20 protein-coding genes are annotated in these 23,765 nt (G+C 63.4%); 4 read left to right on the forward strand and 16 right to left on the reverse strand.

All coding sequences use genetic code 11. The features are described from left to right. Position 1: 1 nt before the first annotated feature. Positions 2 to 799 (reverse strand): HAMP domain-containing sensor histidine kinase, encoded by a 798-nt coding sequence (locus tag AAIL66_RS13805; RefSeq protein ID WP_343496963.1) that lies wholly within the window; start codon positions 797 to 799, stop codon positions 2 to 4. Beyond that, positions 799 to 2,247 (reverse strand): bifunctional UDP-N-acetylglucosamine diphosphorylase/glucosamine-1-phosphate N-acetyltransferase GlmU, encoded by a 1,449-nt coding sequence (gene glmU / locus AAIL66_RS13810; RefSeq protein ID WP_343496964.1) that lies wholly within the window; start codon positions 2,245 to 2,247, stop codon positions 799 to 801. Before glmU ends, AAIL66_RS13805 begins: the two co-directional genes overlap by 1 nt. Before the next feature lie 104 nt (positions 2,248 to 2,351). Here glmU and AAIL66_RS13815 point away from each other — a divergent pair, with 104 nt between their 5' ends. Beyond that, positions 2,352 to 3,332, forward strand: coding sequence for a LysR substrate-binding domain-containing protein (locus AAIL66_RS13815; RefSeq protein WP_343496965.1), 981 nt, complete (start codon positions 2,352 to 2,354; stop codon positions 3,330 to 3,332). Between the two features lie 186 nt (positions 3,333 to 3,518). Here AAIL66_RS13815 and tyrS read toward each other — a convergent pair whose 3' ends face one another. Further along, positions 3,519 to 4,751, reverse strand: coding sequence for a tyrosine--tRNA ligase (gene tyrS, locus AAIL66_RS13820; RefSeq protein WP_003061750.1), 1,233 nt, complete (start codon positions 4,749 to 4,751; stop codon positions 3,519 to 3,521). Between the two features lie 191 nt (positions 4,752 to 4,942). Between tyrS and AAIL66_RS13825 the strand changes: the two genes are divergently transcribed. Beyond that, positions 4,943 to 6,301 carry a M23 family metallopeptidase gene (locus AAIL66_RS13825; protein WP_034357214.1) on the forward strand — a complete coding sequence of 453 codons (1,359 nt, stop codon included), beginning with the start codon at positions 4,943 to 4,945 and terminating at the stop codon, positions 6,299 to 6,301. Between the two features lie 141 nt (positions 6,302 to 6,442). Further along, positions 6,443 to 7,582 carry an anhydro-N-acetylmuramic acid kinase gene (locus tag AAIL66_RS13830; protein ID WP_343496966.1) on the forward strand — a complete coding sequence of 380 codons (1,140 nt, stop codon included), beginning with the start codon at positions 6,443 to 6,445 and terminating at the stop codon, positions 7,580 to 7,582. A 27-nt stretch (positions 7,583 to 7,609) separates the two neighbouring features. On the opposite strand, the gene AAIL66_RS13835 is transcribed toward AAIL66_RS13830, so the two are convergent. The 11 genes from AAIL66_RS13835 to rplM form a co-directional block, all read right to left on the reverse strand. Continuing rightward, positions 7,610 to 8,962, reverse strand: a complete 1,353-nt coding sequence (locus AAIL66_RS13835) for an LLM class flavin-dependent oxidoreductase (RefSeq protein ID WP_343496967.1) — start codon at positions 8,960 to 8,962, stop codon at positions 7,610 to 7,612. Positions 8,963 to 8,975: 13 nt separating this feature from the next. Further along, complete coding sequence (locus tag AAIL66_RS13840; protein WP_343496968.1) at positions 8,976 to 9,701, reverse strand: ABC transporter ATP-binding protein; 726 nt, start codon at positions 9,699 to 9,701, stop codon at positions 8,976 to 8,978. Then, a complete protein-coding gene (locus tag AAIL66_RS13845; RefSeq protein ID WP_343496969.1) occupies positions 9,698 to 10,555 on the reverse strand; it encodes an ABC transporter permease in 858 nt (285 codons plus the stop codon). Before AAIL66_RS13845 ends, AAIL66_RS13840 begins: the two co-directional genes overlap by 4 nt. Before the next feature lie 12 nt (positions 10,556 to 10,567). After that, positions 10,568 to 11,557 carry an ABC transporter substrate-binding protein gene (locus AAIL66_RS13850; protein WP_343497005.1) on the reverse strand — a complete coding sequence of 330 codons (990 nt, stop codon included), beginning with the start codon at positions 11,555 to 11,557 and terminating at the stop codon, positions 10,568 to 10,570. Positions 11,558 to 12,059: 502 nt separating this feature from the next. Further along, on the reverse strand, positions 12,060 to 13,361 hold the full coding sequence (locus AAIL66_RS13855) for an NCS2 family permease (protein ID WP_003061737.1): 1,302 nt from the start codon (positions 13,359 to 13,361) through the stop codon (positions 12,060 to 12,062). 163 nt (positions 13,362 to 13,524) lie between these two features. Next, positions 13,525 to 15,951: a xanthine dehydrogenase molybdopterin binding subunit gene (gene xdhB, locus AAIL66_RS13860; protein ID WP_034357203.1), complete on the reverse strand. Its 2,427-nt coding sequence runs from the start codon at positions 15,949 to 15,951 to the stop codon at positions 13,525 to 13,527. A gap of 1 nt (position 15,952) precedes the next feature. Further along, the gene (gene xdhA, locus AAIL66_RS13865; protein ID WP_343496970.1) at positions 15,953 to 17,557 is read right to left on the reverse strand and encodes a xanthine dehydrogenase small subunit; all 1,605 of its coding nucleotides are present in this window, start codon (positions 17,555 to 17,557) and stop codon (positions 15,953 to 15,955) included. A gap of 318 nt (positions 17,558 to 17,875) precedes the next feature. Further along, entirely contained in the window at positions 17,876 to 19,348 is a 1,473-nt protein-coding gene (gene mdtD, locus AAIL66_RS13870) for a multidrug transporter subunit MdtD (RefSeq protein ID WP_122974800.1), read from the reverse strand. Positions 19,349 to 19,412: 64 nt separating this feature from the next. Continuing rightward, entirely contained in the window at positions 19,413 to 19,778 is a 366-nt protein-coding gene (gene erpA, locus AAIL66_RS13875; protein ID WP_003059000.1) for an iron-sulfur cluster insertion protein ErpA, read from the reverse strand. A gap of 212 nt (positions 19,779 to 19,990) precedes the next feature. Beyond that, positions 19,991 to 20,383 (reverse strand): 30S ribosomal protein S9, encoded by a 393-nt coding sequence (rpsI, locus tag AAIL66_RS13880; RefSeq protein ID WP_003059002.1) that lies wholly within the window; start codon positions 20,381 to 20,383, stop codon positions 19,991 to 19,993. A gap of 10 nt (positions 20,384 to 20,393) precedes the next feature. Then, positions 20,394 to 20,822 (reverse strand): 50S ribosomal protein L13, encoded by a 429-nt coding sequence (gene rplM / locus AAIL66_RS13885; RefSeq protein WP_003059004.1) that lies wholly within the window; start codon positions 20,820 to 20,822, stop codon positions 20,394 to 20,396. Between the two features lie 332 nt (positions 20,823 to 21,154). Between rplM and rlmJ the strand changes: the two genes are divergently transcribed. Beyond that, positions 21,155 to 22,021, forward strand: coding sequence for a 23S rRNA (adenine(2030)-N(6))-methyltransferase RlmJ (gene rlmJ / locus AAIL66_RS13890; protein WP_012836927.1), 867 nt, complete (start codon positions 21,155 to 21,157; stop codon positions 22,019 to 22,021). A gap of 89 nt (positions 22,022 to 22,110) precedes the next feature. Here rlmJ and AAIL66_RS13895 read toward each other — a convergent pair whose 3' ends face one another. After that, positions 22,111 to 22,788, reverse strand: coding sequence for a septal ring lytic transglycosylase RlpA family protein (locus AAIL66_RS13895; protein ID WP_034379253.1), 678 nt, complete (start codon positions 22,786 to 22,788; stop codon positions 22,111 to 22,113). A 139-nt stretch (positions 22,789 to 22,927) separates the two neighbouring features. After that, complete coding sequence (metF, locus tag AAIL66_RS13900) at positions 22,928 to 23,755, reverse strand: methylenetetrahydrofolate reductase [NAD(P)H] (RefSeq protein WP_343496971.1); 828 nt, start codon at positions 23,753 to 23,755, stop codon at positions 22,928 to 22,930. Positions 23,756 to 23,765: the final 10 nt, after the last annotated feature.

Consider the following 23,765-nt stretch of genomic DNA (forward strand, 5'->3'; position numbering starts at 1 on the left):
CTCAGGGCAGGCAGGTGGGCCAATGCATCTGCAACTGGCATCCTGCATTGAGCTGGGCCTGGATTTCCGCCTCGCCGCCATGGCGGCGGCAGATATCGCGCACCAGCGCCAAGCCGATGCCTAGGCCCTCGAACTCGGCCTCGCGATGCATGCGCTGAAAGACGCCAAACAGCTTGCCTGACCGCGCCTGCTCGAAGCCGGCGCCGTTGTCGGCCACGGTGATGAAGCAGCCCCCCTGCCCGTCACGCTGCACATCGACCTGGATGCGCGCCAGCGGCACGGCCCGCGTGAACTTGACGGCATTGGCGAGAGCTGCATCCAAAGCCTGCTCCAGCAGATGCGGATCCGCCTGCAGCATGGGGGCTGCGGCAGGCAGACACCACTCTATGCGTCGGCCTTGCGCGCCTGCCTGCAGACGCTGGCTCAGACTTCCCAGCAAGGCCAGCAAGTCCACGGGCTGCGGCTTCAGCACATGGCTCTGGGCCCGATTCAGCTTCAGCAAGCCGTCGAACATGGCCGCCATGCGCTGGGCGGACTGATCCATGGTCTGGAGGAAGCTGCGTGCTTCCTCCAGGTCTTCGGCACCGGGACTGGCGGACTGCAGCAGCTCGGCAACCAGCGGATTGAAAGCCAGCAGATGGCGCAGCGGCGCCCGCAAATCATGCGAGACGGCATGCATCCATTCCTGCTGGGCCGTGCGCAAAGCGGACAGTTCGGCCTCGCGCCTGGCCAGCAGCGCCAGCGCTTCGCCCAGGGACTGAGGCGCCATGCTCTCCAAAGCTTGCTGCGCTTGTTCCATCAGGCTTTTGGCAGCTTTTCAGGGCGCTTCCAGTTGCTGATGCTGACCTGCCTGCCACGTCCTACCGTCAAGGCACCAGCCTCCGTATTCTTGGTCACGGTGGAGCCACCGCCCACGGTGCCGCCGGCGGCAATCGTCACCGGAGCCACCAGCACGCAGTTGCTGCCGATATGCACATCGGCCTCGATCACGGTACGGTGCTTGTTCACGCCGTCATAGTTGGCAGTGATGCTGCCTGCACCATAGTTCACGCGCTCACCCACCGTGGCATCGCCCAGATAGGCCAGGTGATTGGCCTTGGCGCCATCGGCCAGGACGGAGTTCTTCACTTCCACGAAGTTGCCGATATGCACTTCGCGGCCCAGCTTGGCGCCGGGGCGCAGGCGGGCAAACGGGCCGACCAGCGCGCCCTGGCCCACTTCCACGCCGGCCTTCTCGCCATCGATGTGCGTGAAGGGGTGGATCACGGCATCTTCGGCAATGCTCACATTGCTGAGATGGCAGTTGGCCCCGATCCTCGCGCCGGCGCCAATCGTCACCTTGCCGGCAAAGATGCAGTTCACGTCGATTTCCACATCCTGGCCGCAGCTCAGGCTGGCCTTGGTGCCGCGCGCATCGTCACGCAGGTCGAAGCGCGCAGGATCGGCCATGCGCACGCCCTGCTCCATCAACTCGCGCGCCTGGCGCAACTGGTGAGCGCGCTCCAGCTCTGCCAGTTGCAGCGGGCTGTTGACGCCCGCCACCTGCAGGACATCGGCAATGCGGTGGCCCACCACGGGCACGCCGTCGGCCACGGCCATGGCGACGATATCGGTCAGGTAGTACTCGCCCTGGGCATTGTTGTTGTCGAGCTTGGCAAGCCAGGCCGTCAGATGCCTGGCTGGCACGGCCATGATGCCGCTGTAGATCTCGGTGATGGCGCGCTCGGCCTCGCTGGCATCTTTCTGCTCGACGATGCGCTGCACCGTGCCTGCATCGTTTCGCACGATGCGGCCATAGCCCGTGGGATCGGGCATGGTCACGGTCAGCAGCGCCATCTTGTCGCTGCCTGCGGCATCGAGCAGACCTTGCAGCGTGTCGGCCTGGGTCAGCGGCACATCACCCGACAGCACCACGACCAAGCCATCTTCCTTGAGCGCAGGCACGGCCTGCTGCACGGCATGGCCGGTTCCCAGCTGGGGCTCCTGGCGCACAAACTTCAGGTCCATTGCACCATGGGTGCCATCCGCGCCATCTGCGCCATTGGCAGCGGCGATGGCCGCTTCCACTTCCGCTGCGCCATGACCCGTCACCACCACGGCCGAGCGCGCCTTGAGTTGCGCAGCGGTATCCAGCACATGCTGCAACAGGGCACGACCGGCCAGCTTTTGCAGCACCTTGGGATGGCGGCTTTTCATGCGGGTGCCTTTGCCGGCAGCCATGACGACGATGTCCAGAGGTGCAGTCATATTGATTTATAGGATGAAAACCGCCTGATTATCGACCCATAGCCGCGGTCGGCAACTGCAAGCGCAGGCAACAGTCGCCGCAAACACCTTATGCTTGCCCTGCCATGCCTCATGCCACCACCAGCCCCACTCCGCTGCTTCGCACCCGCGCCATCGGTGCCGGCCATCTGCGCGCCTTTCTGGCCGTGGCCCGGCACCTGAACTTTCGAGCCGCGGCGGACGAGCTGGCACTGACCCAGTCTGCCGTCAGCCGCCAGATCCAGTCGCTGGAAGACGAGGTGGGCATCCCGCTGTTTCTGCGCCATTCGCGCGCCGTGGAATTGACGGGTGCCGGCGCCCAGCTGCTGCATGCCGTGCAGCCTGCATTGGAGTCGATCGACGCCACCGTGCGCCAGATCCGCCAGACCGTGGGCCGCAAGAGCGTGGCCATCACCACCTGGGCCAGCTTTGCCGCCATGTGGCTGATTCCGCGTCTGGAGGCTTTCCAGCGCGCCTATCCCGATATCGACATTCGCATAGACACGGGCGACGCCGTGGTGGATCTGGAGACCACCGATGTGGACCTGGCCATACGCTACAGCGCCGGCGTCGCCGATGCTTCGGCAAAGGCCCTGTTTGGCGAAGAACTGGTGCTGGTCGCAAGCCCAGCCCTGCTCAGGAGCGGCCCCGCCGTGCACAGCCCCGCCGATGCGGCCCGCTACACCTTGATTGAAACCGGCGACGTGCACCGCATGCCCCAGCTGGAGTGGCTGAGCTGGCAGCGCTGGTTTGCCGCCAACGGCTGCGACCAGCTGCAGCCGCCGCGCTGGCTGTACTTCAACTACGCCCACCAGATCGTGCAGGCCGCGCTGGCGGGCCAGGGTCTGGCCATCGCGCGTCTGCCGCTGGTGGCCGATGCACTGGCGGCCGGCACCCTGATCGAGGTATTGCCCGAGCGTCGCCTGGCCTCGCCCCTGTCGTACTGGCTGCTGCAAGGCCCGCGCAGCAGCGAGCGGCCCGAAGTGCAGGCCTTCTGTCAGTGGCTGCTGGAGCAGGCCGGCCAGACGCGCGACGCCATGCAGGGCGCGAGCCAGCAGGCTCAATAAAAAAGAGAGCTACTTGCGCATGACCTGTAACGATTTCAAATACAAATTGATTTGAAACGTATATGTATCAAGCGTAAACAGCTCTCATTTTTACGTTCACCTCTTTAGGTCGCGCCACAGCGGCAAAGGCCTTGCCCTGTGGCGCCAAGCGCAAAGAGGCGAATGGGGCGAAGCGCCCCAGGGCGCTCAGCTCAGCGTGACACGCGCAAACTTGCGCTTGCCCACCTGCAGCACAAAGGTGCCGGCATCCAGCTTCAGTGCGCGGTCGCTGATGACGTTGCCGTCAACGCGCACGCCGCCGCCATCGATCAGGCGGTTGGCTTCGCCGGTCGATGCAGCCAGATTGGCCTGCTTGACCAGCGCACCAATGCCCAGCGGAGCGCCGGACAGGCTGATTTCAGGGATGTCATCGGGAATGCCGCCCTTGGAGCGGTTGATGAAATCCTGCTCGGCCGCATCGGCGGCTTCGGCACTGTGGAAGCGCGCGGTGATCTCCTTGGCCAGAGCCACCTTGGCATGCTTGGGGTTGCCTCCGGCCTCGATCTCGGCCTTGAGCGCTGCAATCTCGGCCAGGCTCTTGAAGGACAGCAGGGTGTACCAGTCCCACATCAGCTCGTCCGAGATCGACAGCACCTTGGCGAACATGGTGTTGGCGTCCTCGGTGATACCGATGTAGTTGTTCTTGGACTTGGACATCTTGTGCACGCCGTCCAGGCCGACCAGCAGCGGCATTGTGAGCACACACTGCTGCTCCTGACCATACTCGGCCTGCAGATGCCTGCCCATCATCAGATTGAACTTCTGATCGGTGCCGCCCAGCTCCAGATCGGACTTGAGCGCCACCGAGTCATAGCCCTGCAGCAGCGGGTAGAGAAACTCGTGCAGGCTGATGGAGCTGCCGTCGGTGAAGCGCGTATGGAAGTCGTTGCGCTCCATCATGCGCGCCACCGTGTACTTGGCCGACAGCTGGATCATGCCGCGCGCGCCCAGCTGGTCGCACCACTCGCTGTTGTAGCGCACCTCGGTCCTGGCCGGGTCCAGCACCTTGGCGGCCTGGGTGTAATAGGTCTCTGCATTGACCTTGATCTGCTCGGCCGTCAGCGGCGGGCGCGTGGAGTTGCGGCCCGAAGGGTCGCCGATCAGCGTGGTGAAGTCGCCGATCAGAAAGATCACCTGATGGCCCAGATCCTGCAGCTGGCGCATCTTGTTGAGCACCACGGTGTGGCCCAGATGGATGTCGGGAGCTGTCGGGTCCAGGCCCAGCTTGATGCGCAGGGGCACACCGGTGGCTTCGGACCTGGCCAGTTTCTGGACCCACTCGTCCTTGGGCAGCAGCTCATCGACTCCACGCAGAGTGACTTCCAGCGCCTGGTTCACTCTGTCGGTCACGGGAAAACTTGTAACAGCAGATTGATTCATAAGGGTTTTTCGGCAGGCGAGGTAGGACGCGGCCGATATACTTGGAGGTTTGGTGTTACGGTCAATTCTAGACTGCTCCCTCATAAAGACCTCTTTGGATGGACTTATGGCACGGTAGAGCTGCTGGAGACGTGTCAGTCGTAACAAATACCAACTCCACCGACACGCTTTCCCAAGGATTTGATGTTTTGATGACTGGCTTGAAAAATGCCGGCGGTGCTCTGCTTGCGCGGCTGACATCGGCTCTGCAAAAACACCCCAAGCGCGCTACGGCGGCGCTGGCGACTGTTTTGCTGACCGGTGGCAGCGGCGCCTTCGCAGTGGCCAGCCTGGGTCCCGACCCCGCCGACCTTCCCGTACGTACACTGACCGAACCCGTCACCTCCCTGGCCGCTGGCCAGGATCTGGCCGATCTGACGGATCTGCAGTCCTTCTCCCTCTACCGTTCCGAATACACCCGCAGCAACGACACCACCGAGTCGCTGCTGCAGCGCCTTGGCATTGCCGACCCGCAGGCCGCAGCCTTCATGCGCAGCAACGAGGCCGTGCGCCAGAACGTGCTGGGCCGCGCCGGCCGGCTGGTGTCAGCAGAGACCACGCCCGACCAGCAACTGAGCCAGCTGACCGTGCGCTGGGCTCCCAGCGAAGACGGCAGCTTTCAGCGCCTGACGGTGGAGCGCGTGGATGGCAAGCTGCAATCCAAGATCGAGACCGGCAAACTCACGGCCAGCCCGCGTCTGGCCGGCGGCGTGATTCGCTCCTCCTTCTTTGCCGCCACGGATGCCTCCGACATTCCCGACAGCATCTCCATGCAGATGGCCGACATTTTCCAGGGCGAGCTGGACTTCCGCCGCGGCCTGCGCAAGGGCGACCGCTTTGCCGTGGTCTATGAATCGCTGGAAGCCGATGGCGAGCCATTGCGCGCCGGCCGCGTGCTGAGCACCGAGTTCTACAACAATGGCAAGTCGCATCAGGCCATGTGGTTCCAGGAAGCAGGCAAGAAGGGCGCCTACTACACGCTGGACGGCAAGAGCCTGCGCCAGGCCTATCTGAACTACCCCGTGGAGTTCTCGCGCATCAGCAGCGGTTTTTCCATGCGCGTCCACCCCATTCATAAAACCTGGCGCGCTCACCTGGGCACCGACTTCGCGGCCCCCACGGGCACCAAGGTGCGTACCGTGGGCGACGGCGTCGTGTCCTTTGCCGGCGTGCAAAACGGTTACGGCAATGTGATCTTCGTCGATCACGCCAACCAGCACACCACCGTCTACGCCCACCTGAGCCGCATCGACGTCAAGCACGGTCAGCGCGTGGACCAGGGCGACATCATCGGCGCCGTGGGCTCCACGGGCTGGGCCACCGGCCCTCATCTGCACTTCGAATTCCGCGAGAAGGGCGAGCAGCGCGACCCGCTGACTATTGCCCAGATCACCGATGCCGCCCAGCCCATCTCCAAGGCCGCACGCCCGGCCTTTGAGCAGCAGGCAGCGCAGATGCGCATCGAACTCAACGCCGGCACGCAGTCGTTCGCCTTGGCCAGTACGCGCTGATCCATCGCTGCGACACAACCTGAGGGCTGCAAATTGCAGCCCTTTTTCATTTCCGCATCAGGATCGTTTGCAGCGACCGCCAGGAAAGCCGCAAACGCTACAGCTAAGATAGTGAACCGCACGCCAACCCTCTGATCTGCCATGCCCAATGCCATTGAACAAGCCGCTCAAAGCAACCTCTATATCGGCCTGATGTCCGGTACATCGCTGGACGGCGTCGACGGGGTTCTCGTGGACTTCAGCCAGGGCATGCGAGTGCTGCAACATGCCAGCTGCGGCTTCGATGCGGCATTGCGCGCCGAGCTGCTGGCCCTCAACACCGCTGGCGGTCAGGACGAGCTGCATCGCGCCGCCCTGGCCGCCAATGCACTGGTGCGCCACTATGCACAGGTGGTGCAGCAACTACTGACTGCAGCCGGTGTCCGGGCCGGGCAGATCGCGGCCATAGGCGCCCATGGCCAGACCGTGCGCCACCGTCCGCAGATGTTCGATGGCACGGGCTATACGCTGCAGCTCAACAGCCCCGCCCTGCTGGCCGAGCTAACCGGCATCACCGTAGTCGCCGACCTGCGCAGCCGTGATGTGGCGGCAGGCGGCCAGGGGGCACCGCTGGTGCCGGCCTTTCACCAAAGCGTGTTCGGCAGGCCCGCTGAAACCGCGCTGGTACTCAATATCGGCGGCATTGCCAATCTCAGCGTGCTGGGTGCCGACGGCTCGGTGCTCGGCTTCGACACCGGCACCGGCAATGCGCTCATGGACGGCTGGTGCCTGCGCCATACCGGCAGGAGCTATGACGAAGGCGGCCGGTGGGCCGCCAGCGGCAAGGTCATGCCCGAGCTGCTGGCCGCCATGCTGGGCGACCCCTATCTGGCCCAGCAGCCGCCCAAGAGCACGGGGCGCGATCTGTTTCACGCCGAGTGGCTGGAGCGGCATCTGCAGCAGCATGCGGCCCAGGCCGCCGCGGCCGATGTACAGGCGACCCTGACCGAATTCACGGCCGCCAGCTGCGCCCATGCTGTCCAGCGTTTCGGCAAGGACGGCACCGAACTGCTGGTCTGCGGCGGCGGCGCACTGAACACCCATCTGATGCAGCGTCTTGCCGCCCTGCTGCCGGGTGTGAAGGTAGCCTCCACTGCAGAGCGCGGCCTGCCCCCGCTGGAAGTGGAAGCAGCCGCCTTTGCCTGGCTGGCACGTCAATGCCTGCTGGGCCTGCCCGGCAATCTGGCCAGCGTGACAGGCGCCAGCGGCCCGCGCATTCTGGGCGCCATCCACCCCGCTTGACAGCGCGGCCGCCGGCCCGCTGCAGGCTCAGGCCGCTACTGCGGCATCCGCCTGCGCCTTGTGCTGCACCACAGGCAGATCAGGCAAGCCGAAATGGCCGCGCAGCGTGCTGCTCTGGTAGTCGCTGCGAAACAGCCCGCGCTTGCGCAAAATGGGCACGACCTCGCTGGCAAACAGCTCCAGCTGCTGCGTGATGACCGGCGGCATCACATTGAAGCCATCGGCGGCCCCCGTGCGGAACCAGTCTTCAATCGTGTCCGCCACCTGCTCGGGCGTGCCGGCAATTGCCAGATGCCCGCGCGCGCCCGCCAGCCGCTTGAGCAGCTGACGCAGCGTGAGCCCGTCGCGCAGCGTGGTCTCCACATAGCCCATGGCGCGACTCCTGGAAGCTTCCACCAGCGCGGGATCGGGAAAATCATCGCGCGTGAGCCGACGGTCCAGCGGCAGACTGCTGAAGTCATGGCCGCCAAAGCGGGCCGACAGGCGCCCCAACCCCACGTCGATGCTGGTCAGGCTGTCGAGCTCCTCCCACACCTGGCGGGCTTCGTACTCCGTGGATCCAATCGCGGCGCTGATACCCGGCAGAATCACAATGCCCTCGGCCCTGCGCCCCAGAGCCTTCGCCTGTCCCTTGATATCGGCATAAAAGCCTTGTGCCGACTCCTTGCTGCCATGCGCCGTGAAAATGGCCTCGGCCCATTGCGCGGCAAAGGCCCGGCCCGTTTCGGACTGCCCGGCCTGCACCAGCACCGGACGGCCCTGGGGGCTGCCCGGCACATTCAGCGGTCCGCGCGTACGGATATGTGTTCCCGCATAGTTGACGGGGCGCACCTGGCCTATGTCCAGGAACTGGCCCGATTCGGCATCGTCCACCACTGCCCCGCCCGGAAAGCTGCGCCATAGCGCATCCACTGCGGCCACGAACTCGTCGGCGATGCGGTAGCGCTCGGCATGCTCCACGTTCTCTTGCAACCCGTAGTTTTCTCCGGCCCGGGGCAGCCAGGAGGTCACGATATTCCAGCCTGCACGGCCCTTGGACAGGTGGTCCAGCGTTGCGAACTGCCGCGCCAGCGTATAGGGCAGGCTGTAGGTGGTGGAAGCCGTGCCGATCAGCCCGATACGCTTGGTATGCTGCGCCAGTGCAGCCAGCAGCAGCAGCGGCTCGAGCTGGCCTGAAGAAGCCATCTGCCCGTTGTCGGGCCCGACCAGCCCGTCGGCCAGAAACACGGCATCGAACTTCGCGGCCTCGGCGATGCGGGCCGCATCCACATAGAGCTGCAGATCGGTCAGCGCCTTGCGATTGGCTCCGGGGTGACGCCAGGCACCTTCGTGGTGGCCTCGTGTCATCAGAAACAGGTTCAGGTGTAGTTGTCGTGTCATGGCACAGCTTCTTTCAGACAAGTTCGGCTTCCACACCCAGACTGCGCAGCAAGGTCGCGCGCAGCTGCATGAAAGCGGGGTGATCGGGTCGCCGCGGATGGGCCAGATCCAGCGCATGGTCTTCGGCGATCTTTCCGTCCCTGAGCACCAGAATCCGGTCTGCCAGCAGCAGGGATTCGTCCACATCGTGGGTCACCAGGATCACCGTCGGGCGTATGCGCTCCACCATGCGCCGCAAAAGGCCCTGCATGCGCATGCGGGTCAGCGCATCCAGGGCGCCAAAAGGCTCGTCGGCCAGCAGCACATGCGGCTCGCGCAGCAAGAAGCGAGCCAGTGCCGCTCTTTGCTTTTGCCCACCGGACAGGGTGGCGGGCCAGGCCGCGGCCTTGTCTTCCAGGCCCACCTCGCGCAGTAATTGCACTGCGGCGGGCCGGACCGCCTGCGCATCCAGCCCCAGCGTCAGGTTGTCCAGCACTGTGAGCCAGGGCAGCAGGCGCGAGTCCTGGAACAGCACTGAGACATTGCCATGGGCCAGCGCCGCCCCCGAACTCCGGGCCTCGGCATCGAGGCCGGCCAGGGCCCGCAACAGCGTGCTCTTGCCCGAGCCCGACTCCCCCAGCAATGCCACGAACTGCCCGGGGGCGATATCGAGATGGAGGTCGTCGAGCACCTGCTTGCCATGGAAGCTGCGACTGAAGCCGCGCAGTTGCACGGCACCGGTCAATGATGGATTGCTCATGATCCCAGCGACCTCCGATAGGACAGCACATGTGCCTCCAGGCGCCGCACCGCGGCGTCGGACAACAGACCCAGCAGCGCGTAGATCAGGATTCCCACCACGATCACATCGGTCTGCCCCCAATCGCGCGCACGGTTCATCAGATAGCCGATACCGGTCTGCGTGTTGATCAGCTCCAGCACCACCAGCGCCGTCCAGCACAGCGAGACCGCCATGCGCAGGCCGACAAAAAAGCCCGGCAAGGCACCCGGCAGCGCCACCTTGCGAATGAATTCGGCACGCGACAGTCCCAGCGTCTGAGCCAGCTCCACATGACCGATGTCGATGCTGCGCAGCGCTGCATGGGTGTTGATGTAGATGGGAATCAGCACTGCGGTAAAGATGAGAAAGACCTTCATCGCCTCGCCTATGCCCAGCCAGATGATGGCCAGCGGGATCAGCGCCAGCGTGGGAACGGCCCGCTTGATTTGCACCAGGCCATCGATGAGGGCCTCGCCGCTGCGGCTCAGTCCGGCGGCCAGCGCCAGCAACACTCCCACCACAATGCCCAGAAACAGTCCCGTGTAGGCGCGCCCGGCCGAAGCCAGCAGATGCGGCAGCAGGCTGCCATCGAGCACCATTTCGTAGCCGGTACGCAGAGCCTGCGACGGTGCGGTCAGCGTCTCCGGCGAGAGATAACCCAGGCGCGATGCAGCCTCCCACAACAGCAGCAGCAGGACGGGCCCGGCCAGCAGCATGCCCGGCGACAGGCGGGCCGGCACCAGCGCCGGGGCTTTGCGGTCTGGCGCGGCGAGCGGCGATCCAGTCTGAGACTGCCAGCCGGCCAAGCGCGCTTCCAGAGGAATCGGTGTCATCACGGCCACTCCTCAGCGATTGGCGACGATCACGCCGTCATAGCTCGCCACAAAGGAATCCCTGGCATCCAGACGCTGGGGCAGACTGCCTGCGCTGTGCAGGATGTCGATGAGTTTCTGATGATGGGGCTGGGCCTGTGCCGCCGTCTGGAACTCCAGCGGAGCCTGCGCCGCCTGTATGGCCGCCGCGCTCTCGGCATCGAGGCGCTGGAAGTTGCGCAGGTAATGCTGCCCCCATTCCTTGCGATGGGTATTGCTCCAGCGCCCCGCACGCACGAAGGAGGCCAGGAATTCGCGGATGGCTTCTGCCTTCTGAGGATCGGCCAGCACATCCGGGCGGGCATAGATATAGGAGGTGGACGGCAGCAGTTGCCGCTCCAGTGGATCGGGCACCACGCGCGCTCCAACCTGCCTGGACAGTCGCGTGACATGCGGCTCGGAAATGGTGGCGACATCGACGGCACGGGCGCGCAAGGCATCGTTGAGCTCGGCCACGCGCAGATGCACCAGCGTGACATCCTTGAGCGTCAGGCCCGCCCGGTTCAGCGCCTCGATGAGGAACACCTGGCGCCCCGAGCCTTCCACATAGCTCACGCGCTTGCCGCGCAGATCGCTCAGGCGCTCCACCCCGGCACCGGCATGCTGGAGCAAACGATATTCCGCCCTGGCTCGGGTGAAGGTCGCGATGATGGGCAGGTTCACGCCTGCGGCCCGCGCCTGTATGGGAGGCGTATCTCCCACATAGGCCATGTCCAGTGCCCCGGCGCGGATGGCCTCGAAAATGGCCGGACCGCCGGCAAAATTGGGCAGCTCCAGCTGAAAGCCAGTCTTCTTGCGCTCACCGCTGGCATCCAGCAGATGACGAATCAGCTCGCTCTGATCAGCGACAACCAGCCTGGTCCTGGCGTCTGCCGCAGCACGTGCAACACCGGCAGCGCCCATGGCAGCCACTGCCAGCAATGAAGGCCCTGCCAGCAGGAATCGACGCTTGTCCACTTCCATCTCCCATGTATGCAATGGGACGGATGCTAGGGAGCAGTCGATCGATTCAAAAATATTGATTTCAAATTTGGAAACAACCAACTCATCCAAGCGCCGGAGTCAGCTCACCGGCCTCGCATGAATTTCACTGTGCTGCCAAGCACTTAAGACAGCACGAGTTGAATTCCGCCACCAGCAAAGCGCGCAACAAGCTTTGATTCAGCAATATGCTCATGAAATCAATGTTGTTGAAGCTTGGGGAAATGGCCGGCCACCTGGGGCCTGGGTGTCTAGCTGTCAACACATGCTCGGATGACATGCTTGCAAATGTCTTGCCATTCACAATGCAAAACAGCCCGCCCCCACCAGAAGCCGGACTGCTTGTTGCATCTGTGATTTCATGCCTGGCGGGCTCCAGCGAGCCATGTCAGCCGGCCTCTCCTCCGACTGCCACGGCCCGGCCCGGCCCGGCCCGGCCCGGCCCGGCACAGATTACTGCCAGGCTTGATCGGTGTATGGGCGCTCAGTGACCGCCGACGTAGATGAACTTGAACAGGAACAGGGCCGCAATCACCCACATGATCCAGTGCACCTCCTTGACCTTGCCAGTGCACAGCTTGAGTACGGCATAGGTGATGAAGCCGAAGGCCAGACCGTTGGCGATGGAGTAGGTGAAAGGCATCATCAGCGCGGTGACGACTGCCGGTATGGCTTCGGTGGTTTCATCCCACTGCACTTCCGTCAGGTCACGCAGCATCAGGCAGGCCACGAACAGCAGAGCAGGCGCAGTGGCATAGCCGGGCACCACACCGGCCAGCGGCGCGATGAACAAGCAAGCCAGGAAGAGCATGGCAACCGTGAGAGCCGTCAGACCGGTACGGCCGCCGGCCTGCACACCGGCAGCGCTCTCCACATAGGCGGTGGTGCTGGAAGTACCCAGGATGGAGCCCACAAAGATCGCGCCTGAATCGGCCAGCAGCGAGCGGTTGAAACGCCCCATGCGCTCGGGCACCAGCAGGCCGGCGCGACGCGCCACGCCCATCAGCGTGCCGGTGGCATCGAACAGCTCCACCAGAAAGAACACCAGCACCACGTTGAGGAAGCCCGTGGTCAGCGCCGTCTTGATATCGAGCTTCATGAAGGTGGGCTCGATGGAGGGAGGTGCCGAGAAGATGCCGTGGAAGGTGTTGCCGCCGAAGAAGAACGAGGCCACCGTCACGGCCAGGATGCCGATCAGCAAGGCGCCCGGCACCTTGAGGCGGTCCAGCACCACGATCAGCAAAAAGCCCAGCAGCGCCATGATGACCTCGGGCTTGTGCAGATCGCCCAGCGTCACATAGGTGTTCTGGTCGGCAGCGACCACACCGGCGGTCTTGAGCGCGATCAACGCCAGGAAAAGACCCAGACCCACGGTGATGGAAACGCGTATGGACTGCGGTATGCCCTTGATGATGAGCTCACGCAGGCCCAGCATGGTGCAGATCAGGAACAGACATCCCGAGACGAACACCGCCCCCAGGGCAGCCTCCCACGTATAGCCCATCTTGAGCACCACCACGTAGGCGAAATAGGCGTTCAGCCCCATGCCCGGCGCCAGCGCAATCGGGTAGTTGGCATACAGCGCCATGATGGTCGAGCCCAGCGCTGCGATCAGGCAGGTGGCGACAAAGACCGAGCCCTTGGGCATGCCCGCATCCCCCAGAATGGAGGGGTTGACGAACATGATGTAGGCCATTGAAAGAAAGGTCGTCAGCCCTGCGACCAGTTCCGTGCGCACATTGGTGTTGTGCTCCCTGAGTTTGAATATCCGCTCTGTCCAGTTCATTGCATAGTCTCCGTGTTGTTTTGCATGCGAGGCGCAACGCGAGGAACGCGCCCGGTCCTGCGCCGCCAAATGGACGGCGCAGCACATGGCCTTGCCCCGCGGCAAACAGCCATGACTCAGAATGGCTGCCGCCCCGCAAGGCGACAACACCTGTGAGGAAAAACTAGCCAGTGTGCCCTTGAACGGCTTCCACTGCTCGCAGGATGGCCTCTGACGTGGCAGGCGCCTGCAGAGGAGGGTTCATGCGATGCTCGCCGGCGGCCGACACCGCATCGCGAATCGCGAAGAACACCGAGAACGGCAGCAGCAGCGGGGGCTCGCCCACGGCCTTGCTGCGGTGGATGGAGTCTTCATAGTTATCGCCCTCGAACAGGCGCACATTGAAGACCGGCGGGCAGTCATTGGCAGTAGGAATCTTGTAGGTGCTGGGCGCGTGGGTCGTGAGCTTTCCGGTTTGCGGATGCCAGACCAACTCTTCTGTGGTCAGCCAGCCCATGCCCTGAATGAAGGCCCCCTCCACCTGGCCCACATCGACGGCCGGGTTCAGCGAGCGGCCCACGTCATGCAGCACATCGGCGCGCAGCAGCTTCCATTCGCCCGTCAGCGTATCGATGACCACTTCGCTGACGGCCGCGCCATAGGCAAAGTAGAAGAAGGGGTGACCCTTCATGCGCTTGCCGTCCCAGTGCAGGCCGGGCGTGGCATAGAAGCCATCCGACCACAGCTGAACACGCTGCAGATAGGCTGCGCGCACCAGCTCGGCAAACGGCACATTCTGGCCGTTGACCTGCACCGCATTGTTGGCAAAGCGCACGTCATGGGCATCGCCGCCATGCAGGCGTGCGGCGCATTCGGCCAGACGCTCGCGCAGCTGGCGTGCGGCATCCTGTGCGGCCTTACCGTTGAGGTCGGCTCCCGTCGAAGCCGCCGTGGCCGAGGTGTTGGCCACCTTGCTGGTATCGGTGGCCGTCACGCGCACATTCTCGAATGCCACGCCCAGCTCATGCGCCACCACCTGCGCCACCTTGGTGTTCAGGCCCTGGCCCATTTCGGTGCCGCCATGGTTCACGAGAATCGAGCCATCGGTATAGATATGGACCAGTGCGCCGGCCTGGTTGAAGTGGGCCACATTGAAGGAGATGCCGAACTTCAGCGGCGTCAGCGCCAGGCCGCGCTTGAGCACGGCACTGCCGGCGTTGAAGGCATTCACGGCCGCACGGCGCGCACGGTAGTCGCTGGACTCCTCCAGCTCGGCCACCAGCTCGTGAATCACGTTATCGGTCACGACCTGCTCATAGGGCGTGATGTTTCGCTCGCCCTTGCCGTAGAAGTTGACGCGCCGCACATCGAGCGGATCGCGCCCCAGGCTGCGCGCCACCGTATCCAAAATGTTCTCGATGGCAATCGCGCCCTGAGGTCCGCCAAAGCCACGAAAAGCCGTATTGCTCTGGGTATTGGTCTTGCCCATATAGCCATGCATGAGCACATCGGGCAGCCAGTAGGTATTGTCGAAATGGCAGAGCGCACGCGTCATCACGGGCGCCGACAGATCGGCAGAGTGACCGGCGCGCGAGACCATGGAGATCTCGGCTCCCAGCACGCGGCCTTCATCGTCATAGCCCACTTCGTACTCATACCAGAAGCAGTGACGGCGACCGGTGATCATGAAGTCGTCGTCGCGGTCCAGGCGCAGCTTGACCGGTTTCTGCAGCCTGGTTGCCGCCACGGCCGCCACGCAGGCGAACAGCGCCGACTGCGATTCCTTGCCGCCGAAGCCGCCACCCATGCGCCGGCATTCCACATGCACGCTGTGCGAAGCCACGCCCAGAGCATGAGCCACCAGATGCTGCATCTCGCTGGGATGCTGGGTGGAGCAATGAATATGCACGGCTCCGTCTTCCTTGGGCGTGGCATAGCTGATCTGCCCTTCCAGATAGAACTGCTCCTGCCCGCCCACATCGAAGGAACCCTTGAGGCGGTGCGGCGCGGCATCCATGGCGGCGCGCGCGCCGCCTTCCCGCGTGCTGCGCTCCAGGTGCATGGGCGGCATCACATACTGCCCCAGCTCATGGGCCTTGCGCGGTGTCAGCACGGGCGGCAGCTCGCTGATGGTGGCCGCTGCCTTGGCCAGGGCCGCCGCACGTCTTGCCGCATCGCGCGAGCGGGCAATCACGGCGAACAGGGGCTGACCTACGTAGCGGATTTCGCCGTCGCACAGAATCGGGTCGTCATGAATGATGGAGCCGCAGTCGTTGACACCGGGGATGTCGGCTGCCGTGATCACGTCCACCACTTCGGGCATGGCGCGCACGGCCTCCAGCGCCAGCGCCGTCAAACGGCCGTGGGCCACGGGAGAGAGGCCCAGGGCGCAATGCAGCGTGCCTTCCAGCTCGGGCAGGTCGTCGATATAGGCGGCCTCGCCGGCCACATGCAGGTGTGCGGACTCATGCTTGCGGCTGACGCCCACGCGCGCGCCCTGATCATGGGCCTTGGCCTCGGTCACTTCGTCAATGCGATAGGCCTGATTCTTGCGGTAATCGGCAAAGGCTTCCGCCACCAGTTCATTCGTCAATTCAAGGGGGTTGTTCATTTCAGACTCCTTGCTCCACGGCAGCGGGAACGACGTGGGGCATCACGCTCCAGACACTGGTCGCATCAGTGCCCTGCGGCTGATCGGCGCGCGTTTCCAGCCACAGACGCTGGATCAGGTTCTGCGCCACCTTGAGGCGGTAATCGGCGCTGGCGCGCATATCGCTCATGGGCTTGAAATCCCGGGCCAGCGCGGCCTGCGCGGCCTTCACGTTTTCAAGGCTCCAGGGCTTGCCCAGCAGGGCCGCTTCGGCTGCAGCAGCTCTTTTGACCGTGGCGGCCATGCCGCCAAAAGCCAGCCTGATGGATTGAACGGTCTCGCCATCGAGCTCGATGGCAAAGCCGGCGCACAGGGCCGAGATATCGCAGTCGAAGCGCTTGCTGATCTTGTAGCCGCGCACCTGGCGCTGCATGGCCGCCAGCGGCACAGCCAGGGCCTGCACGAACTCGCCAGGCTCCAGCTGGTTCTTCATATAGTCCAGATAGAAATCCGTCAGAGGCATGCGGCGCACGCGCTCGCCCTTGCGCAGCTCGATCTGGGCATCCAGCGCCATCAGCACCGGCGGCGAATCGCCGATAGGCGAACCATTGGCCACATTGCCGCCCATGGTTCCTGCATGGCGGATGGGCGTGGAAGCAAAGCGCAGCCAGACATCGGTCAGACTGGGCCAGCGCTGCACCAACGCGCTCCATGCCGATTCCAGCGAAGCCCCGGCGCCGATGTACAGCTCGCCGCCCTCGGCGTCGGGCCGCACCTCGATGCGCTTCATCTCGGCCACGTCGCCGACGTAAATCATGTCGCCCAGATCGCGGAACTGCTTGTTGACCCAGAGTCCCACATCGGTGGAGCCTGCCACGATGCGCGCCTTGGGCTTGGCCTCGCACAGGCTGGCCAGATCCGCCAGCGTGCGCGGAGCATGGAAGAAGTCGGTGCGCAGGCCCTGGGGCGCCGCATAGTTCAGCCCTGCATTGCCGGCCTGCAGGCCTTGCAGTGCAGCCACCACGGGCGCCGTATCCAGACGCACGGCAGGCAGATCGAACATGCGCTGACCGGCATCGAGAATCGGGCGGTAGCCCGTGCAGCGGCACAGATTGCCCGAGAGTTCGTCGGCCAGTTGCTGACGCGTGGGCTCGCTGCCCTGCTGCTGATGATGCTCATAGGCCGACCACAGCGTCATCACGATGCCGGGCGTGCAGAAGCCGCATTGCGAACCATGGCACTCCACCATGGCCTGCTGTACCGGATGCAGGCTTTGCGGGCCTGCGGGCTTGCCGGCGCAGGCAGACTTGCCCGCGCACTGGCTCTTGAGGTCTTCCACCGTGAACAAGGCCTTGCCATGCAGGCTGGGCAGAAACTGAATGCAGGCATTGACGGTCTGCAGGCGCAGGCCGTTGACGGCCTCGGTATCGCCGGCTTCGGCGAGCTCGCCTATGACTACCGTGCAGGCACCGCAGTCGCCTTCGTTGCAGCCTTCCTTGGTGCCGGTGCAATGGGCATCCTCGCGCAGCCATTGGAGCACGGAGCGTGTGGGGTGCGGGCCTTGCACTTCCACCACCTCGCCGCGGTGGAAGAAGCGTATCGGTTGAGAGTTCTGACTGGTGCTCATGATCGTGGGACAGGGTGAGATTGAATGCCTGCATGCAAGATGCATTCCAAACGCAGCATTCGTCAAGATCGAAGGCTACGCCTGCATGGGCAGCTTCTCATACAGACGCGCTCATAGGGGCTATGTAGCGCGTCATATATCCGTGACCAAAATCAAGGGTGAACCCGTACAAAACCCGGTTACCTACGGGTAAGTCCCAGGAAGCGGGGGTCGAGTCGCGCTCCCCTATCAATAGCTAATAGTGCCTTTTAATAAACGACTTCAGAATAAAAACAATCTGAAATCTTTTATTTACAAGCGCTATAAGCTATCAAATTTTCAGGCGTCACCACCATCCGGAGCTGGGCGCACAGGCTCGTCGGCATCGAGCTGGCTGAACACCAGCGTCGCCGCCAGCGTCATCAATGCCACCGTCACAAAGGTGGCGCGAATGGCCTGCATGCGCTCGTCGCTGTGCGTCGGCCACATATCGCTGAAGCCCGTCAGCAGGGCTCCGGCCAGTGCCACGCCCATGCTCATGGCCAGCATCTGCACCATGGACAGCAGGCTGTTGCCGCTGCTCGCAGACTCGCCCTCCATGTCCTTGAGCGTGACCGAATTCATGGCCGAGAACTGCATGGAGTTGAAGCCGCCGAAGATGAACAGCTGCACCAGCAGCAGCCAGACCGGCGTTCCCGGCACCACCAGCCCGAAGGAGGCCAGCATCACCGCCAGCATCACCGAATTGACCTGCAGCACGCGCTTGTAGCCAAAGCGCTGCACCGTGCGCACGGCAATGCGCTTGACCAGCATGCTGCCGGTGACGGTGGCCAGCATCATCAGGCCCGCGTTCATGGGCGACATCTTGAGGCCGACCTGCAGCATCAGCGGGATCAGAAACGGAGCGGCACCGCTGCCAAAGCGGGTGAACAGATTGCCCAGCAGGCCCACGCGCAGCGAGCGCACCTTGAACAGGCCCGGCGCAAACAGCGGCTCATCCACGCGCAGCGCATGCATCCAGTAGCTGGCCAGACTGGCCAGGCCGAACACCATGAGCACCACCACCAGCGCCATGCCCAGCCCCATGCCGGACAGGCCGTCCAGCGCGATGGAAATGGCAACCATGCCGAAGGCCAGCATGGCATAGCCCTTGCCGTCAAAGCGGTGCACGGGCACGGGTGCACTGCGCGGAAACCAGCGCCAGGTGGCCCACAGCCCTATCAGTCCCACAGGCACATTGATCCAGAAGATCCAGTGCCAGCTGGCGTACTCCACCATCCAGCCGCCCAGGGTAGGCCCCAGCAACGGCCCGACCTGGCCCGGAATGGCGATGAAGCTCATGGCACGAATGAACTCACCACGCGGATAGGTACGCAGCACGGCCAGCCGCCCCACGGGCAGCATCATGGCGCCGCCCACGCCCTGCACCACGCGTGCCGCGATCAGAAACGGCAGACTGGGCGAGAGTGCGCACAACACCGAGCCCAGCACAAACAGGCCTATCGCCCAGCCGTAGACGCGCCGCGTGCCAAAGCGGTCGGCCACCCAGCCCGTGGCCGGGATCAGCATGGCCGTGGTCAGCGCATAGGCCACGATGACGGACTGCATCTTCATCGGGCTCTCGCCCAGCTCGGTCGCCATGGCCGGCAACGCCGTGTTGAGAATGGTCGCGTCCAGCGACTGCATGAAAAAGCCTATGGCCACCAGCCACAGCAGTCTTTCTTTATGGGGGGCACTATGGTGCGCGGTGGGCATCTCACCCATGGGCAGCTCCGGAACGAGGCGGCAAGGCAACAAAAAAGCCGCTGACAAGCAGCGGCTTAAGCAATATGCGAACGCCAGACCAGAGCGGCCGGTGCGCAAACAATCATTTTACTCAGACCGAGAAGCTGGAGCCACAGCCGCAGGTGGTCGAGGCATTGGGGTTCTTGATCACGAACTGAGCGCCTTGCAGGTCTTCCTTGTAGTCGATCTCGGCGCCCACCAGGTATTGATAGCTCATGGAGTCGATCAGCAGCGAGACACCGTTCTTGGTCATGGTGGTGTCGTCGTCGTTGGTGATCTCGTCGAAGGTGAAACCGTACTGAAAACCGGAGCAGCCACCACCTTGCACAAAAACGCGCAGCTTCAGATCGGGATTGCCTTCTTCGGCAATCAGGTCGGCCACCTTGGCAGCAGCGCTGTCGGTGAAGACGATGGGGGAAGGCATTTCGGTGGTCGTGGTTTCAGCAACGGCGCTCATGGCATTACTCCGTAGTTTCTTAATTGCCTGAAATGGTACAGCAAGGGGCTCGGGAATACCGGCCGTATCTCTTTGTCGCCAGTGCAAGTGGGGGCTTTGCGCAAGCGCTGGACAAGGCGCAAGCCGCCCATGAAAAAACCGCCAGGAACTTGCATTCGAGGCGGTTTTTTCGTGAAAGGACTCCGAAGAGCCCTTTCTGCAGGGGAAACGGATTAACGCTTCGAGAACTGCTTGGCGCGGCGTGCGGAGTGCAGACCGACCTTCTTACGTTCGACTTCACGAGCGTCGCGAGTCACGAAGCCGGCTTGGCTCAGTGCAGGCTTCAGAGCTGCGTCATAGTCGATCAGGGCACGGGTGATGCCGTGACGGGTTGCACCGGCTTGACCGGATTCGCCGCCGCCATGGACGTTCACTTGAATGTCGAAAGTCTCCAGGTTCTCAGTCAGAACCAGGGGTTGCTTTGCGATCATGATGGAGGTTTCGCGACCAAAGTACTGCTGAATGTCCTTGCCATTCACAGTAATCTTGCCGGAGCCCTTCTTCAGAAACACGCGAGCGACGCTGGACTTGCGACGGCCTGTGCCATTGTTCCAATCACCAATCATCTAGGTCTCCTTAGATTTCCAGAGCCTTAGGCTGCTGTGCGGTATGGGGGTGCTCAGCACCGCCGTAAACCTTCAGCTTCTTGATCATGGCGTAGCCCAGAGGACCCTTGGGCAGCATGCCCTTGACGGCCTTCTCGAGAGCACGGCCAGGGAACTTGGCTTGCAGGTCGCGGAAGTTGGTGGCAGTGATGCCGCCGGGGAAACCGGAGTGACGGTAGTACACCTTGTCCAGGTTCTTGGTACCAGTGACCTTGAGCTTGGAGGCGTTGATGATGACGATGTAGTCACCGGTGTCAACGTGAGGTGTGTAAATGGCCTTGTGCTTGCCGCGCAGACGGAGTGCCACTTCGCTGGCGACACGTCCGAGCACCTTATCGGTGGCGTCAATCACAAACCACTCGTGTTGCACCTCAGCGGGCTTTGCGCTGAATGTAGACATGAGTTTTCTCTTTCAAGAAGGTTTGGCGGTCCCTTTTCCGCGGTCGGTGCTTCTTCTTGAAAAAGACAGGTCTTTTAAAGGAAGCCTCTTAGGCGGGGTTACTCGGACCAATTTAAACTTGGCCCAAGCCTTCGCCGCGGGAACCATAAAATCGCTGCGAAGCCCGCCATTATACAAAAACGCCAGAATCTGCGTGTTTTCGTGCAGCAGCCTGTTGTGAAACAGCCCCTAGTGCCTGTTTCTCCCTCTGCATCCAGGCGCCGACAGCCTTTAAAGACCACAGGGTAAAAAGTGCTGTTCCCCTCTTGCCCTGCTGGTTACCATCCATTTCTATGTTCAGTTACCGCCACGCCTTCCATGCAGGCAATCACGCCGATGTGCTCAAGCACACCGTTCTGATTGCCACCGTGCAATACCTCACGCAAAAAGAGGCTGCGCTGACGGTGCTCGACACCCACGGCGGCGCCGGCCTGTACCGCCTGGACGGCGACTACGCCAGCAAGAGCGGCGAGGCCGAGGAAGGCGTGCTGCGCTTGGCTGCCGCCAAGGAGGCCGAGCTGGCCCCGGTGCTGCAGGACTATCTTCAGATGGTGCGTCGCTTCAACCAGGGCAATGCCATCCGCAACTATCCCGGCTCGCCCTTCATCACCCAGGCGCTGCTGCGCGGTCATGACCGTCTCAAGGCCTTTGAACTGCACCCCACGGACATGCGCTCTCTGACCGGCAACATGGCCCAGCTGGAAGTCAGGCGCCAGGTCGCCATCCTGCACGAGGATGGTTTCGAAGGCGTGAAGAAATTCCTGCCTCCGCCATCGCGCCGCGCCTTGCTGCTCTGCGATCCGAGCTACGAATTGAAGACCGACTACGGCCGCGTGCTGGACATGGCGGCGGACGGTCTCAAGCGCTTTCCCACAGGCACTTACGCCGTCTGGTACCCCATCATCCCGCGCCCCGAGGCCCACGATCTGCCCAAGCGGCTCAAGACCATGGCAACCAAGGCCGGCAAGAGCTGGCTGCATGCAACGCTCACGGTCAAGAGCAACAAGACCTCAGAACGCGGCGGCCTGCCTGCCAGCGGCATGTTTCTGATCAACCCGCCGTTTAATCTCAAGGATCAGCTCAAGCCCGCCATGCCGCAGCTGGTCAAGCTGCTGGGTCAGGACAGCAATGCAGGCTTTACGCTGGAGTCTGGCGGCTAACTGCGCGGCTGTAGGCCGGCCCTTGCCGGCCCTCTGCAGTCCGGGCGCGCCAGCTTCACTGGCAGCCCCCCTTCAACAGCAACAATGATTCAGCGCTTGCGCTTGGCGGTCTGGGAGACCTTGCGCGCGGGCTGATTCGCGGACGCCGCGCGCGTCTTGGAGGCGGAAGCGCCCTGCGCCACACTGGGATGGCGCTTCTTGCCCGAAGCATTGAGCGTGGCCGGGCACTCGTCCTCATCGGCGTCCAGCTGCCACAGCTCCACGGGCTTGATGCCCAGGCCCAGCATGCCCAGCTCCTGGGCCGCGGCCTTGCTCAGGTCGATGATGCGACCTGGCGCAAAGGGGCCGCGGTCATTGATACGCACCACCACGCTCTTGCCGGTCACGGAGCTGCGCACGCAAACGCGCGTTCCGAAAGGCAGGGTCTTGTGCGCTGCCGTCATGTCCATGCTGTCAAAGCGCTCGCCGCTGGCCGTCTTGCGGCCGTGGAACTGCCCGCCATACCAGGAGGCCAGGCCCTCCTGGTCGCTTTCTCGCGGAGGGCTCAGCTCGTACTTGCTGCTGTCTTCGGGCAGGTCTGCCTTGTCGGCATCCGCAGGCTTGTTGGCCTTGACGCCCAGGCCTTTGTCGCGATAGTTGCTGCGCGCATAGGCGTCGGGCAGCAGGGGGCCGGAGACCGTGGGCTGCGCGCCCTTTTTTCGAGGCTGGCTCTGAACGACGGGGGGCTGTTCCTCGGACTTTTCCTGCAGCGGAGCACAGCCGGCCATGGTCGCGGTGACGACGGCAAGACCTATCCACTGACAACAACGCAAGCGCCAAAATTTCGGTTGCACGGGCGCAATCTCCTTGAAAGCTCAAGTGAGAGCCGCCCAAGACCGGCCGCCTCGCGGCCGGCAAGCTTTTGGCTTACAGGCCCAGACGGTCGCAGATCTCCAGAGTGGCGACGCTCTGGTTCATCGTATAGAAGTGCAGCCCGGGAGCACCCTGGCTGCGCAACTGCTCGCATAGATGAGTCACGACATCCAGACCGAACGCACGAATGGAAGCGGTGTCATCTCCGAACGCCTGCAGACGCAGACGAATCCAGCGCGGAATCTCGGCACCACATGCATCCGAGAAGCGCATCAGCTGCGTAGAGCTGGTAATAGGCATGATTCCTGGCACGACCGGCACGTCGAGCCCCAGGGCCCTCACCTCATCGACAAAGCGCATGTATGCGTCGGCATTGTAGAAGTATTGCGTGATGGCGGAATCTGCACCAGAGCGCACTTTAGCAACAAATGCGTCCAGATCGCTGCGAGGGGACTTTGCTTGGGGGTGAGTTTCGGGATAGGCGGCCACTTCGATGTGAAACCAGTCGCCGAACTCCTGGCGCACGAAAGCCACCAGATCGCTGGCGTACTGGAACTCGCCGCCCAGGCCGTAGCCGCTGGGCAGGTCGCCGCGCAAGGCGACGATGCGCTTGACGCCCATGGCCTTGAGTTCGTTCAGCTCGGCGCGCACTTTTTCATGCGTGGCGCCGATGCAGGAGAAGTGCGAGGCCGCGCCCACACCCTCGTTCTGAATGTCGCGCACCATGGTGAAGGTGCCGGCCTGAGTGGAGCCGCCCGCGCCATAGGTCACGGAGCAGAACTCGGGCTTGCGCGCATACAGGGCCTGGCGCACGCCCACATGCTTGGCAGCGCCCTCGGGCGTCTTGGTGGGGAAAAACTCGAAGCTGACGGGAAAGCTCATGGCGGTCTAT

This window comes from Comamonas sp. F1-6 (assembly GCF_039581415.1).
Lineage (GTDB): Bacteria > Pseudomonadota > Gammaproteobacteria > Burkholderiales > Burkholderiaceae_C > Comamonas > Comamonas thiooxydans.

What these genes read in the sequence shown, in the direction of transcription:
- rplM (WP_003059004.1), bottom strand. Translation starts at nt 20,822, where the DNA reads ATGTCTACATTCAGCGCAAAGCCCGCTGAGGTGCAACACGAGTGGTTT.
- xdhA (WP_343496970.1), bottom strand. Translation starts at nt 17,557, where the DNA reads ATGAGCACCAGTCAGAACTCTCAACCGATACGCTTCTTCCACCGCGGC.
- AAIL66_RS13815 (WP_343496965.1), top strand. Translation starts at nt 2,352, where the DNA reads ATGCCTCATGCCACCACCAGCCCCACTCCGCTGCTTCGCACCCGCGCC.
- AAIL66_RS13895 (WP_034379253.1), bottom strand. Translation starts at nt 22,788, where the DNA reads ATGGCCGGCTGTGCTCCGCTGCAGGAAAAGTCCGAGGAACAGCCCCCC.
- xdhB (WP_034357203.1), bottom strand. Translation starts at nt 15,951, where the DNA reads ATGAACAACCCCCTTGAATTGACGAATGAACTGGTGGCGGAAGCCTTT.
- glmU (WP_343496964.1), bottom strand. Translation starts at nt 2,247, where the DNA reads ATGACTGCACCTCTGGACATCGTCGTCATGGCTGCCGGCAAAGGCACC.
- tyrS (WP_003061750.1), bottom strand. Translation starts at nt 4,751, where the DNA reads ATGAATCAATCTGCTGTTACAAGTTTTCCCGTGACCGACAGAGTGAAC.
- AAIL66_RS13845 (WP_343496969.1), bottom strand. Translation starts at nt 10,555, where the DNA reads ATGACACCGATTCCTCTGGAAGCGCGCTTGGCCGGCTGGCAGTCTCAG.
- AAIL66_RS13840 (WP_343496968.1), bottom strand. Translation starts at nt 9,701, where the DNA reads ATGAGCAATCCATCATTGACCGGTGCCGTGCAACTGCGCGGCTTCAGT.
- AAIL66_RS13850 (WP_343497005.1), bottom strand. Translation starts at nt 11,557, where the DNA reads ATGGAAGTGGACAAGCGTCGATTCCTGCTGGCAGGGCCTTCATTGCTG.
- AAIL66_RS13855 (WP_003061737.1), bottom strand. Translation starts at nt 13,361, where the DNA reads ATGAACTGGACAGAGCGGATATTCAAACTCAGGGAGCACAACACCAAT.
- AAIL66_RS13825 (WP_034357214.1), top strand. Translation starts at nt 4,943, where the DNA reads ATGACTGGCTTGAAAAATGCCGGCGGTGCTCTGCTTGCGCGGCTGACA.
- AAIL66_RS13835 (WP_343496967.1), bottom strand. Translation starts at nt 8,962, where the DNA reads ATGACACGACAACTACACCTGAACCTGTTTCTGATGACACGAGGCCAC.
- rpsI (WP_003059002.1), bottom strand. Translation starts at nt 20,383, where the DNA reads ATGATTGGTGATTGGAACAATGGCACAGGCCGTCGCAAGTCCAGCGTC.
- AAIL66_RS13830 (WP_343496966.1), top strand. Translation starts at nt 6,443, where the DNA reads ATGCCCAATGCCATTGAACAAGCCGCTCAAAGCAACCTCTATATCGGC.
- AAIL66_RS13805 (WP_343496963.1), bottom strand. Translation starts at nt 799, where the DNA reads ATGGAACAAGCGCAGCAAGCTTTGGAGAGCATGGCGCCTCAGTCCCTG.
- erpA (WP_003059000.1), bottom strand. Translation starts at nt 19,778, where the DNA reads ATGAGCGCCGTTGCTGAAACCACGACCACCGAAATGCCTTCCCCCATC.
- rlmJ (WP_012836927.1), top strand. Translation starts at nt 21,155, where the DNA reads ATGTTCAGTTACCGCCACGCCTTCCATGCAGGCAATCACGCCGATGTG.
- metF (WP_343496971.1), bottom strand. Translation starts at nt 23,755, where the DNA reads ATGAGCTTTCCCGTCAGCTTCGAGTTTTTCCCCACCAAGACGCCCGAG.